Origin of the sequence: uncultured Salinisphaera sp. (assembly GCF_964012375.1) — a bacterium.
Classification (GTDB): Bacteria; Pseudomonadota; Gammaproteobacteria; order Nevskiales; family Salinisphaeraceae; genus Salinisphaera.
Window position 1 is genome coordinate 1 of record NZ_CAXGSH010000101.1, and the last position, 12,980, is coordinate 12,980.

The 12,980-nt window shown below is 65.2% G+C and carries 12 protein-coding genes; 9 read left to right on the forward strand and 3 right to left on the reverse strand.

The annotated features are described in order from the left end of the window. Window positions 1-172: 172 nt before the first annotated feature. From ABNU97_RS14975 to ABNU97_RS14985, 3 genes are read right to left on the reverse strand one after another with little or no spacing between them, the layout of a single operon-like run. A complete protein-coding gene (locus tag ABNU97_RS14975; protein ID WP_348767481.1) occupies window positions 173-784 on the reverse strand; it encodes a DUF2845 domain-containing protein in 612 nt (203 codons plus the stop codon). Continuing rightward, entirely contained in the window at window positions 784-1,608 is an 825-nt protein-coding gene (locus tag ABNU97_RS14980; protein ID WP_348767482.1) for a general secretion pathway protein GspB, read from the reverse strand. Before ABNU97_RS14980 ends, ABNU97_RS14975 begins: the two co-directional genes overlap by 1 nt. A gap of 3 nt (window positions 1,609-1,611) precedes the next feature. Beyond that, a complete protein-coding gene (locus tag ABNU97_RS14985; protein WP_348767483.1) occupies window positions 1,612-3,432 on the reverse strand; it encodes an AAA family ATPase in 1,821 nt (606 codons plus the stop codon). Window positions 3,433-3,564: 132 nt separating this feature from the next. On the opposite strand from ABNU97_RS14985, the gene gspC reads away from it, so the two are divergent. From gspC to gspK, 9 genes are all read left to right on the forward strand, one after another. Further along, a complete protein-coding gene (gene gspC, locus ABNU97_RS14990; RefSeq protein WP_348767484.1) occupies window positions 3,565-4,422 on the forward strand; it encodes a type II secretion system protein GspC in 858 nt (285 codons plus the stop codon). Next, entirely contained in the window at window positions 4,423-6,507 is a 2,085-nt protein-coding gene (gene gspD, locus ABNU97_RS14995; RefSeq protein ID WP_348767485.1) for a type II secretion system secretin GspD, read from the forward strand. 287 nt (window positions 6,508-6,794) lie between these two features. Further along, window positions 6,795-8,345 (forward strand): type II secretion system ATPase GspE, encoded by a 1,551-nt coding sequence (gene gspE, locus ABNU97_RS15000; RefSeq protein ID WP_348767486.1) that lies wholly within the window; start codon window positions 6,795-6,797, stop codon window positions 8,343-8,345. Beyond that, window positions 8,345-9,559, forward strand: a complete 1,215-nt coding sequence (gspF, locus tag ABNU97_RS15005) for a type II secretion system inner membrane protein GspF (RefSeq protein WP_348767487.1) — start codon at window positions 8,345-8,347, stop codon at window positions 9,557-9,559. Before gspE ends, gspF begins: the two co-directional genes overlap by 1 nt. 88 nt (window positions 9,560-9,647) lie before the next feature. After that, a complete protein-coding gene (gene gspG, locus ABNU97_RS15010) occupies window positions 9,648-10,106 on the forward strand; it encodes a type II secretion system major pseudopilin GspG (RefSeq protein ID WP_348767488.1) in 459 nt (152 codons plus the stop codon). An 18-nt stretch (window positions 10,107-10,124) separates the two neighbouring features. Then, complete coding sequence (gspH, locus tag ABNU97_RS15015; protein WP_348767489.1) at window positions 10,125-10,664, forward strand: type II secretion system minor pseudopilin GspH; 540 nt, start codon at window positions 10,125-10,127, stop codon at window positions 10,662-10,664. Then, entirely contained in the window at window positions 10,661-11,128 is a 468-nt protein-coding gene (gene gspI / locus ABNU97_RS15020; protein WP_348767490.1) for a type II secretion system minor pseudopilin GspI, read from the forward strand. The genes gspH and gspI overlap by 4 nt, the downstream gene beginning before the upstream one ends. Beyond that, the gene (gene gspJ / locus ABNU97_RS15025; RefSeq protein WP_348767491.1) at window positions 11,128-11,784 is read left to right on the forward strand and encodes a type II secretion system minor pseudopilin GspJ; all 657 of its coding nucleotides are present in this window, start codon (window positions 11,128-11,130) and stop codon (window positions 11,782-11,784) included. The genes gspI and gspJ overlap by 1 nt, the downstream gene beginning before the upstream one ends. Beyond that, a complete protein-coding gene (gspK, locus tag ABNU97_RS15030; protein WP_348767492.1) occupies window positions 11,781-12,731 on the forward strand; it encodes a type II secretion system minor pseudopilin GspK in 951 nt (316 codons plus the stop codon). Before gspJ ends, gspK begins: the two co-directional genes overlap by 4 nt. The last annotated feature ends 249 nt before the right edge of the window (window positions 12,732-12,980 follow it).

Here is a 12,980-nt window from a genome sequence, read left to right on the forward strand (position 1 = left end):
TTGCGCGCGCCTGAGCGGCGTTGCCGCTCGCTTATTTGCATTCAGCAAACGGCGCGCGCGGCGTCTTGTCAGACGCGCGTAAAAGACACCGGCGCGACCGTAGATGAATAGATCCGGGGTTCCTTAGCTCTTCGGGCACGCTCGGCGCGGCGTAGAGCCAGGCGCATACCGGCTAGTCATCGTAGCCGCGATCGAGCGTATCGGTTTCGACTACCACGGCGTTTTCGAGCGTGACCTCGCGCAACAATCGGCTGCTGCCGAAGTTGTATATCCACTGCTCGCGATAGACAGGCACCACGCCGCGACGGCGGTAGTCGAGCACGCCCTGCGAACCGCGCGTGCTCAGCACATAGCCGCCGCTTTTCTGGGCCGGCTGGCCACAGGCAACCAACAGCCGATATTTGCTCATGCCGCGGGTGATGCCGGCCGGCTGGCATTCCCCCGACCCCGCCGGCACACGAAACCCGTAGCCGTCCTCGCGGATGCGATCGAGCCGTCCATCGCGAAATACCAGCACCTGCAGCAAGCGCCCCGGACCGCGGTTGTAGGTCCAGGCTTCCATGTTCGGTACCGCGCCGTAGGCGATATCCACACCCCCGATCCACGGGTCGACGAAATCGGGCTCGCCGCAGTTCGAACGCACGGCCGCGGCCGGATCGCCCTTCTGTACCAGCGAACCACCACAGCGCAGGCTGTCAGCGCGTGCAGGCGTGGCCGACACGGCAGCAACCACAAGCAGCACCGCTGCCAGACCGACTTTGCGAATTGAGTGGGTCGTGTTCATCAGCCGGGTCCCCGTACGTGGTAGCGCTGGCCGCGGTAGTTGAGCGTGGCACCGCCGGCATCAATGCTCTCCACCGCGGGGCCTGCCACCAGGCGCTCGCCTTCGTGGTAGCGCTGGCCGCCCACCAGTATAAAGCTGCGGCCCGGTACGGAACTGTACAAATGGCCGTTGATCGACACATCGGGGGCCCCGGGCGGCGCCGTGTCGCTTACCGGCGCGGCGCGTGATTCATCCTCTACGTAATCCGATGCGTCGTCCAGCGGCGTGGCCGAATACGTGACCTGGCCGCGCCGCGCCGAACCGTTCTCGCCGGCTAACGCCTGGGCGGAACCATCGAAACGGTCGTCGGCGGGCCGCGGGTCGGCCGGCGGCAGCGTCGGGCTCGAAGAGGTGTCCTGCACGGGCGTGTTCGGCGCACTCTGCGTGGTCACCGCCGGCGCCGGGGCCGGATCCGGCGACCGCGTTGGCGTCGGCGTCGGGTCGGACGTCGAGTCCGGCGCGCTCGTGGATACGCTCGCCTGTGGCCGAGCACGGTCGGCGTTGGCCACGGGTTCGTTCTTGTCCACTGCCACCGCCGGCGCTGAAGCCCCCGTATTTTCTACGCGCGCCGCGCTTCCGGTCACCGCACTGGAGAGCGCGCTCGGCAGGAACAGATAGATCAGCAGCGCGGCGTTGCAGGCGATGAGCAGCCCCACCAGCCAGCGCAACGCGCTACCACCGTGGCCGGACGCAGGACCGCCCCCGGCGAGTGAGCGCAGGTCGGCGCGCTGGTTTTCGTGGCGTTCGCGCTCGGCTTTCTTCAGCGCATCGACAAGATACGACACGGCCTACTCCTGTTCCACCGGGGTCAACGCCGGCGAACCCGGGGACGGCACCGCGCCGTTCAGCATCATCTGCGTCCGCGGGCCGGCGATGCCGTCGACCTTGAGGCCGTTCGCGGTCTGGAAGGCACGCAGGCGACGTTCGAGCGCATCGTCGTAAACCGGCGAAGCCGGCCCCAGCCGGGTTTCCGGATTCTGGCCGTCGATTCGATCCAGGCGCTTGCGCAGCCAGACCACCGCAGAGCCGACCGCGCCGGGCTGAATCATGCCTACCCCGGAGTCGGCGCGCCAGACCACTTCGAATTCGCCGGTCCATAGCTGCGTCAGCGCGGCCTGGGAAATACGCCGCGTGCCGTCACCGCCAACCAGCGTCGCGTCGCCCTCTTCGAGCGAGCTCAGCAGAACCTTGTGGGTACGCCCGTCCCGCCGAATCGTCAGCAGTGCGGGCCGGTTGTAACGCTTGATAATAGCGAAGTCGCCGCTATCGGCCAGACAGCGCAGATCGCCGATACGCAGGTTCGCACAGCCGCTTCGCACCTGGGCGCCGAATACGCCCCAAAGTCTTAGCAGCTGGGTGATCGTGGCATCGCCGGTAGGCACGCCTTCCAGCGCGGCCGCATCCCGGGCACTCATACCGCCGCCGCTATCGCTACTGAGCTGGGTGGCCTCGTCCGCGGGCTTCGGCTGGCTGTCCTCGGCAGCAGCGGGCGCATCGGTCGGCTCTGCGGCCGCCACCAATGGCGAGGCCTCGCCGTCAGCCTGGGCCGGCGTCTCGGCGTCCGGCCGATAGCTGTCGCCGCCGTGACCGCGCTGCTCGGCCTCACGATCGGCCTCGTTGGATGCTGCGGCGTTCGCTTGTTGCGGGGCCGAATCGGACCGGGACAGATGCGATGACTGAACCCAGTCGGCCGCCCGGCCGAGCTCCATGCCCGGATACCAGGCCAGCGCCCCGGCGAGCGCTAGCGCAGACAGGCTCAGCGCCGGCACGGCAACGCGTAGCCAGCGCGAACCGCGCTCGCGCGGTAGCGTTTCGGCTGCTGCACGCAGCACCATCGGTGCGCGGATGCGCGCACGCGAGTGCGCGTAGCCGCCCATGAGCGCGCGCTCACAAACCATGTTGATCAGCCGCGGAATCCCGCCGGTGGCCTGGCGCAGTGCGACCAGCGCCGTACCGGTAAAAATATGCTGGGAACCGCCCGCCAGGCGCAGGCGATGCTGCACGTAAGCCCGCGTCTCGGCGTAGCCCAGCGGCTTGAGCTTGAAGCGTGCGGTGATGCGCTGGGAGAGCTGGCGCAGGTCATGGCGCGCCAGCAGCTGTTCAAGCTCGGGCTGGCCCACCAGGATGATGCGTAGCAGCTTGTGCTTGTGTGTTTCCAGATTCGTGAGCAGGCGCAGCTGTTCGAGCACGCCGCGACTGAGGTTCTGGGCCTCGTCGATGACCAGCACGGTACGGCGGTTGTTGGCATGGGTGGCCAGCAGGTGCTGGTTGAGCCGATCGACCAGATCCTTCAGCGAGGTGTCCCGGCGCGCGTCGTAGGGTGCGCCCAGCTCGTCGCAGATGGTCGCAACGAACTCGCGCACTTCCAGATGCGGGTTCCAGCACAGGGCGATATCGAGGTCGGGCATGTCGTTTTCGACCAGTGCCCGAATGAGCGTGGTCTTGCCCGTACCCACTTCGCCAATCAGCGCAACGAAGCCGCTGTGCTCGCCCGCGCCATACAACAGGTGCCCGAGCGCCTCGCGGTGGCTGGCACTCAGGTACAGGAACGCCGGATCCGGCGTGACCGAAAACGGATAGTCGTCAAAGCCGTAATAGCGCAGATACATGCGTAGGAAACTGGGAAGGCGGCAACCCGGCAAGTCTAACCTTCACCCGCGGTCGCGCAAACTGGCTTGTTCACTCATGAAATTCTTAGCGTCGCAACCGCAGACGCTTTCTGCTGGGGTAGACTTGCCCGCATGGCCGTTGAACTCTCACGCGACGCCCAGCGCTGGCTTGGCCGGCTGCCGGAAATCGTCAACATCCTGCTCGTGATTCTCATCGCGTTGTCGCTGGCGCGCCTGTTCTGGCTGGCCTGGCCGGCCGATGAAAACGAGCTCATGCCTGCCACCACCACGCGTGCCGATGCCGCGGCACAGGATAGTGCGGTGGATGTGGACACGATCGCCAGTGCCCACCTGTTCGGCGAGCAGTCGGTCACCGACCGTGCGGCCGAGCAGCGCGAGATTATCGACGCGCCGGAAACACGACTGAACCTGGTGCTCACCGGCATTATTTCCGAAGCCAACGGTAACCGGTCCCGGGCGCTCATAAAGAGCGGGCGCAACGATCAGGACAGCTACGCGGTGGGCGGCGACATCGGCAACGGCGTGAAACTGCATGCGATCTATGCCAATCGCGTGATCCTGGACCGCAGCGGCCGCTACGAGACGCTGACGCTCGAAAGCGTGAAACAAGCCCGTAACATGACCGGCGTACAACGCACCCAGGCCGTCTCCAGCGAGCTGGCCGACGACCTCGGTGAAGTGCGCGAGCAGATCCTGGCAAACCCGGCCAACGCGCAGCGCTACATTCGCTTGCAGCCGGAACGACAAAACGGCAACCTCGTCGGCTACCGGATCTATCCGGGGGCCGACCGAGGGCTTTTTGAAAAGGCCGGCCTTAAATCGGGGGAACTGGTCACCGCCGTTAACGGGCAGCCGCTCGACAACCCGGCCGCGTCGCTCAAGCTGTTGAGCAACCTCGCGTCGGCGAGCAGCGCGTCCGTAACGCTCGAACGCGATGGCCAGCAACGTACCGTTACGGTGAATTTCTAGATGACAGCTATTGTTCTGCGCCGGTTCTGCCTATTGGCATTTCTGCTTCTTGCCGTAAGTCAGGGTGCGGCGGCCCAGTCGGCCAGTACGGGCTCGGGCGATGCGTTCACGCTCAACCTCAAGAACGCCGATATCACAACGCTGATCGCCACAGTGAGTGAGGTCACCGGCCGCAATTTCGTGGTGGATCCGCGGGTCAAGGGCGATGTCACCGTCCTGTCGACCGAGCCGATGACGCCGGCCGAACTCTACGAGACCTTTCTGTCGGTGTTGGAAGTCCATGGCTTCGCGGCGGTGCCGTCCGGCGAGATCACCAAGATCATCCCCCAGATCAACGCCAAGCAGGACGGTGGCTTCGGGCGCAGCGGCGGCTCGACCCGCGAAGATATCGTCACGCGCGTGATCTCGGTGTCGAACGTGCCCGCCGATCAGCTGGTGCCGATCCTGCGCCCGCTGGTACCCCAATACGGCCACCTGGCGGCCTACTCGGCCTCGAATACGCTGATCATTTCCGACCGCGAGGCCAACGCGCAGCGCATCGCCGAAATCGTCAACAAGATCGATCGCAACGGCCTGCAGGACGTGGAAACCATCCGTCTGCAGTATGCCAGCGCGCCGGAAGTGGCTCGGGTGATCGACCAGCTCAAAGCCGGCTCCAGCGGCAACGCGGCCGCGGTGAATTTCAGCGTGATCCCCGACGAGCGCACCAACAGCGTGATCATCAGCGGCGGGCGCAAGGAACGTCTGCGCCTGCGTGCCATCATCGCCGATCTGGACACGGCCACCGAACAAACCGGCGGCACCCAGGTCGTCTATCTCGACTACGCCGACGCCGAATCCCTGGCCCCCGTCCTGCAGAACTTCGCCAGCGGCAACGGTGCGACGGCGAGCAGTGCCAGCAACCCGGCCTCGGCCAGCGGTAGCAGCGCGGCCACGCGCTCGGCCGGCGGCGCGAGCGCCAACGGCGTCACCGTAATCGCCGAGCCGGCGTCCAATGCACTGGTTGTGACCGCGCCGGCGGATATGATGCGCGAGATCAAGCAGGTCATTAATCAGCTGGATATCCGCCGCGGCCAGGTGCTGGTCGAAGCTATCATCGCGGAAGTCACGCTCTCGCGTTCGCGCCAGCTCGGCGTAAACGTCGCGGTTTTCGAAGACGGCGGGCCCGCTGCCGCGAGTATTCTCGATTCGAACACGCTCAACGTTGTGCCCTCGCTCGCACTCGACGGCACGCCGCTGGAGCTCGTCCAGCAGGGCATCAATCTGGGCATCGGCAGCATCAGCGACAGCGGCACCAGCTTTGCCGTGCTCGTGAACGCCCTGTCCGGCAATACCAACACCAACGTGCTGTCCACGCCGTCACTAATCACCCGCGATAACGAGGAAGCCGAAATCAAGGTCGGCCAGGAAGTGCCGTTCGTGACCGGCAACTACACCAGCGGCACCACCGGCGGCGGCGCGACCAACGGCCTGACCAACCCCTTCCAGACCATCGAACGCAAGGACGTGGGCCTGACGCTGGGCTTCACCCCGCAGATCAGCGCGGGCGATACCATCCAGCTGACCATCGACCAGGAAGTTTCGAGCATCGCCCAGGGCTCGAGCCAGACCGGGGCGGTGGACCTGATTACCAATAACCGCACACTCACCACCTCCGTAGAAGTCGAGAACGGCCAGATTCTGGTGCTCGGCGGCCTGATCGACGATCAGGTCGTCGAGACGGAACAGAAAGTGCCGGTGCTCGGCGATATCCCGATCCTTGGGGCGCTGTTCACCAATCGCACCGTGCAGAAGAACAAGCGCAACCTGCTCAACTTCATCCGTCCGACCATTCTGCGCGGCGGCGGCGAAGCCGACTACTTCACCCGCAAGAAGTACAACTATATTCGCTCGCTGCAGGAACAGCAGGCCGAAACCAGCATTCCGCTGATGGGTGAAGAACAGCGCCCGCAGCTGCCCCCGATCGAGGACTACGACGATCGCGACTCGTTCTCGCGGGATTCCGGCGTCAGCAGTAATGAAAGCAGCGTACGCGACAGCGAGCGCGATAGCGGCGGCGAAAAACGCCGCGGTGACGATTTCTAGGGCTGTTAACACTCACGTCAATCGCCGCGTTGCCTTTCAGAAATTCGCCAGGCAAGGCGCGAGGAGAGATGTTTGGTGACCCAAATGAACGACGAGCATGGCCTTAAGGTGGATTTCTGGACCCAACCCGTCGCGACGCCGACCATTTGTGCACCATCCGGCGTTGCAACTCGCTCCCGTCGCAAAGCGACGCCCCGCTCGCCGCGCATCGTCCTGCACAACATCGGCCGCGGCGCCGCGGTTTGTTTCGCGTTAACAGGTTCTAGCCGCAACCGGCAGGAGCGAACATGAGCGACAGCCTGGAAACGCTCAGCCTTGAACCGATCGTCGAACACGATCGCGATGCCGCGCCTGCCTCGGGCGCCGGCAGCATCGACCGGCTGCCGTTCGCGTTTGCCAAGCGCCACGGCATTATGCTCGCCGGCGAACGCGACGGCGCCGTGCAGGTGACCGTACGCAGCCCCGTAAACCAGACCGCGCTATCGGAAGTCCGGCGCTATTGCCGACGTCCGCTGGCCATCGAACGCGTCGATGCCGGCTCGTTCGATGCCCTGCTCCAGCACGACTACGAAGGCAAGGCCAACGAGTCCATGCAGATCGTCGAGGGCATGGACGAGGACATGGACCTGACCGATGCCGCGCGTGCCCTGTCCGAGCCGGCCGACCTGCTGGAATCCTCGGACGACGCACCGATCATCCGTCTGATCAACGCCCTGCTCACCGAAGCGATCAAGGAAAACGCGTCGGATATTCATATCGAGCCGTTCGAAGCGCGACTGACCGTACGCTTTCGCGTGGACGGCGTCCTGCGCGAAGTGCTCAACCCGCCGCGCCAGCTCGCCCCGCGGCTGATTTCGCGCGTGAAGGTGATGGCCAAGCTCGATATCGCCGAAAAACGCGTGCCCCAGGACGGGCGTATTTCGGTACGTATCGCCGGTCGCCCCGTGGACGTGCGTGTCTCCACCATCCCTTCGGGCAACGGCGAACGCGTGGTGATGCGTCTGCTCGACAAGCAGGCGGGCCGGCTGGATCTGCCCCAGCTGGGCATGCCGGCGGATACGCTCAGCGCGATCGACGAACTCATTCACAAGCCGCACGGCATCATGCTGGTCACCGGCCCGACCGGCTCGGGCAAGACCACCACGCTCTATGCCGGGCTCACCCGTATCAACGATCGCACCCGCAACATCATGACCGTGGAAGATCCGATCGAGTACTACCTCGACGGCATCGGCCAGACCCAGGTCAACTCCAAGGTCGACATGAGCTTCGCGCGCGGGCTGCGAGCAATTCTGCGCCAGGATCCAGACGTGGTGATGATCGGCGAAATCCGCGACCTGGAAACCGCCGAAATCGCGGTCCAGGCTTCGCTGACCGGCCATCTGGTGCTCTCCACCCTGCATACCAATACGGCGGTCGGCGCGATTGCCCGCCTGCGAGACATGGGCGTGGAGCCGTTCCTGCTGTCGTCGAGCCTGATTGGCATCATGGCGCAGCGCCTGGTGCGCACGCTCTGCAAGAGCTGTCGAGCGCCCTACGAGGCCAACCGGCGCGAATGCGAACTGCTAGGGGTAGATCCGAACACGCCGCCGACGCTGTACAAGCCCGCCGGCTGCGATGCCTGCAACCAGTCGGGTTTTCGTGGACGTACCGGCGTCTACGAGCTGGTGGTCGTTGACGACGAAATGCGCAACCTCATCCACGAACAGGCCTCGGAACAGAAGCTGGAAAAACACGCCCGCCAGAGCACGCCCAGCATCCGAGCGGACGGCGTGGCCAACGTACTGGCCGGCAACACCACTCTCGAGGAAGTGCTGCGCGTCACGCGTGAAGGCTGATGGGCGCCTACGAATACACCGCACTCGACGCCCGCGGGCGGGAGAAGAAAGGCATTCTCGAAGGCGACGCCGCGCGCGCCATTCGGGCCCAGCTGCGCGAACAGGGGCTGACCCCGCTCGAAGTCAGCGAAGTATCCGACCGCAAGAGCGGCGGCTCGCGCAGCATTTCGTTCCGGCGCGGCATCAGCGTGACCGAGCTGTCGCTGTTTACCCGCCAGCTGGCCACCCTCACCCATGCCGGCCTGCCCATGGAAGAAGCCCTCAAGGCGGTGGCCGAACAGACGGACAGCGACAAGGTCCGCAAGATCATCGTCGGCGTGCGTTCGCAGGTCGTGGAAGGCCATACGCTGGCGGACGCGCTGGGCGAGTTTCCCAACAGCTTCGACGAGCTCTATCGCGCGACCACCGCCGCGGGCGAACAGTCCGGGCGGATCGACGAAGTGCTCAACGGCCTGGCCGACTATGTCGAAGACCAGCAGTCGATGCGCCAGAAAGTCATGGCTGCACTGATCTATCCGGCGTTTCTGTCGATTGTGGCGATCGCTATCGTGATCGCGCTGCTGACCACCGTCGTCCCCGATCTGGTGCAGGTGTTCGACAGCGTCGGCGCCGACTTGCCGGCGCTGACCACCGGCCTGATATCGGTGAGCGATTTTCTGCGCGTCTGGGGCTGGCTGCTCGCCGTGCTGATCGCGGCAGCCGTCACCGCCTTTATCTATGGCATGCGCCAGCCCGCGTTCAAGCGCGCGGTACAGGCCCGTATCCTCAAGCTACCGCTGATCGGGCGCTTCGTGCGCGGCGTGAACACCGCCCGCTTCACCCGCACGCTTTCGATTCTCACCCGCAGCGGCGTGCCGGCGCTGGATGCCATGACCATCGGTGCCGATGTGGTAACCAACCTGCCCATGCGCGATGCCATCAAGCGCGCCTCCACCCGGGTGCGTGAAGGCGATGCTATCCATCGCGCGCTCGGGCGCGAGCGGCTGTTCCCGCCGATCACCCTGCATATGATCGCCAACGGCGAAATCTCCGGCGAGCTGGATATGATGCTCGGCCGCGCGGCCGAACATCAGGAACGCGAGGTGGAAACATTACGGCAAGGTGTCATGGGCATACTGGGCCCGGCCGTGATCCTGCTCATGGGCGGCCTGGTACTGATTATCGTGCTCGCGATCCTGCAGCCGGTATTCAACCTCAACCAGCTGGTCAAGTAGCCCGCGGCCTGCGTTGCACGGGCGCCCGGGCGGCGCGCGTACACTCATACATCGACCCGAACCGATAGCCACCGAGGAGTAGAACGACATGAAACGACAAGGGCTTCACGCCGCAACGCCGCGCGCACAGGGCGGTTTCACCCTCATCGAGATCATGGTCGTGGTGGTCATCCTGGGCATTCTCGCCGCGCTGGTCGTGCCGCAGATCATCTCGCGCCCGGACGAAGCCCGCGTGGCCAAGGCCCGCCAGGACATTCGCGCGGTGGAATCCGCGCTCAAACTCTATCGCCTGGACAACTTCCAGTACCCCACCACGGAACAGGGCCTGGCTGCGCTGGTGGACAAGCCGACCACCCAGCCCGAACCGCGCAACTGGAAGTCCGGCGGCTATCTTGACCGTATTCCGACCGACCCCTGGGGCAACGTCTATCACTATCGCAACCCCGGCGAACACGGCGAGATCGACGTCTACACGCTCGGGCGCGACGGCCGTCCCGGCGGCGAGGATTCGGACGCCGATATCGGCAACTGGGCGCTGGACAGCTAGCGCTAGGTTATTTTGCAGGTGCCGGCACGGGGTCAACAGCGCGGCTTCACGCTCATCGAGGTGCTCGTCGTTTCCCTGATCATCGGCGTGGTGCTGGCTTTCGTGTCGCTGTCGATCAACCCGACCGGCCCGGCCGACCGGCTCGATACCGAAGCCGATCGGCTCAATGCCCTGCTGCAGACCGCGGCCGACGATGCGATTCTATACGGCCGAGAGATCGGCCTGGATATCACCCGCGGTGGTTACCGCTTCCTGCGCCTGGGTGACGACGGCTGGCAGCCGCTGAACGCGCCGGACACGCCGCTGCGTCCACGCGAGCTGGGCGACGCCATCGTGCTGGTGCTAGTGGATCGCGGCGATGACCGCCCACGCCTGGTACGCGCCGACGAGGATGAAGAAGAGGAAGATCTCGTACGCCCCGAGGCGGTATTGCTGTCCAGCGGCGAGTTCGTGCCGTTCGAACTCGAGCTCTACGCCAACGACGTGGACTATCGCTACCGCATCACCGGCGAAGCGGGCGGCACGCTCGAAATGAATCGGGTCGACGGGCCGCGATGAAACGCGAACACGGCTTCACGCTGGTCGAAGTGCTGGTGGCGACCGCCATCATCGCGCTGGCGCTGGGCGCGTTCATTTCCGGCGGCGCCCGTTATGCCGACTACGCCCGCTATATTCACGACCGCACGGTCGCCCAGTGGGTGGCCCGCAATCAGCTGGTGCAATACCAGATCGCCGAACAGTGGCCCGGCACCGGCACGGAAGACGGCGACACCGATATGGGCGATACCAACTGGCACTGGGAAGCCGAAATTCAGGAATCGCCCGATCCCGACGTACGCCGTATCGATGTTCGCGTATTCCGTATAGACCCCTACAGCGGCGAACCGGAAACCGACTCGACCGCCCTGCTCAGCGGTTTCGTCACCCAGCACGTCGCACTCCAGAACGCGCCGGCCAACGCAGACGACAGCGCGACAGAGGGCGACGCCGATAGCGCCCGCGATTACGGGTCCAACTTCTGATGGCGATGCCGGCAAGACAGCGCGGCTTTACGCTGATCGAGCTGCTGATCGCGATCGCCGTTTTCGTGGTGATGGCGGCCATGGCGTACGGCGGACTATCGTCGGTGATTTCGACCCGGGAAACCGTGACCGCCGCGCTCGATCGCAGCAAGACGCTGCAGATGGCGGTCTGGCGCATGCGCAACGACCTCGAACAGATCGTCAACCGGCCGATTCGCGACAGCTTCGGCGATAGCGAACCCGCGCTCTACGGCAGCCCGGATATCGGCCTGCAGTTCACCCGCAACGGCTGGCGCAACCCGCTCGGCGATATCCGCAGCAACCTCCAGCGCGTGGCCTATCGGATCGACGAAGACAACAACCTCGTACGCGTGCACTGGCGGGTGCTCGATCGAGCCCAGGACAGCGCGCCGGTCGAGTCGGTGCTGCTCGAGGACGTATCCAACCTGGAGTGGCGTTTTCTCGACAGCGACCGCGAATGGCAGGACCGCTGGCCGGCGAATAGCTCGATCGGCGCAGCCACGTCCGCGCTCCAGACCCCGGCCGGCACCATCGCCGCCAGCTATGATCCGCCGCTGGCGATCGAACTGCGGGTAACCACCCCGACCTGGGGCGACCTGCGCCTGCTGTTCATGGTGCCCGGAGCCGAGAAATGACGATCGTGCATCGGCACAACCAGGGCGGCGTGGCCCTGCTCACCGCGATGCTCATCGTCGCCCTGGTCGGGATTATCGGTGCCGGCATGCTCTCGCAGATGAACCTCGCCCTGCATCGCAGCGGTAATATCTGGCAGTCCGAGCAGGCCTGGTGGTATGCGGTGGGTATCGAGAACTGGCTGGGCAAGCTGCTGCGTCAGGATGCCCAGAACAGCGATATCGACAGCCTCGAAGAAGCCTGGGCGCAGCCGGTGGATTATCTGCCGCTGGACGGCGGCGCGCTGCAGGGCCGTATCATCGATCTACAGGGCCGTTTCAACCTCAATAACCTCAACGGCTCGGACACCGAAGCGGCACAAGAGCAATTCCAGCGGCTCATCGAGCTGGTCGCCGATACCGATCAGGTCACCGCGCGTACTATCGCCGCCGCCACCCGCGACTGGATCGACGCCGATATCAACCCGACGCTGCCGGACGGCGCCGAAGACGATTATTACCTGGGCCTGACACCGGCCTATCGAACCGCGAACACGCTCATGGCCAGCGCCAGCGCCAGCGAGCTGCGCCTGGTCAAGGGCGTCACCCCCGCGATCTATGCCGCGCTGGAACCGTATATCACCGCGCTGCCGCAGGTCACGCCCATCAACGTGAATACCGCGCCGGCGCCCGTGCTTGCCACCATCGTCCCGGAACTGCCGCCAAACACCGGCGAGGCACTGCTGAAATCCCGCGCCGACGAGCCGTGGAAATCAGTCGATGCCTTTCTGCAGGATCCAGCCCTGGCCGGGCTGGAGATCGACGCCAATCGCCTGGACGTCATGACCCACTATTTCCTCGCCAGCGGCCAGATCACGGTCGATCGTGCCCAGGTCCAGTTCTTCAGCGTGCTCGAGCGCGGTGACAACGGCGCCGTTCGTACCGTGCGCCACAGCACCAATGTCGATTGATCCCGCGCCGCGACGAGACCGCATGGGCAGGCCTGTGCGCGGCCAGCTCCCGGCAGGCCGGGCGGGCGCGACCCGGGCCCCGGCCATCCACGGTCTGCAGACGTTAAAAGCGCTGTCGATTCAGGTAGACTGGCCGCGGATCGTCACCCGCGGGGCCCGTCATCGCCTGGGGTCGCCGCATGGGTCACGGTCCACGATTCCGGGGGTATGTTTTCGTGGCTGAACGATTCATCGTGCATTTCGACGGCG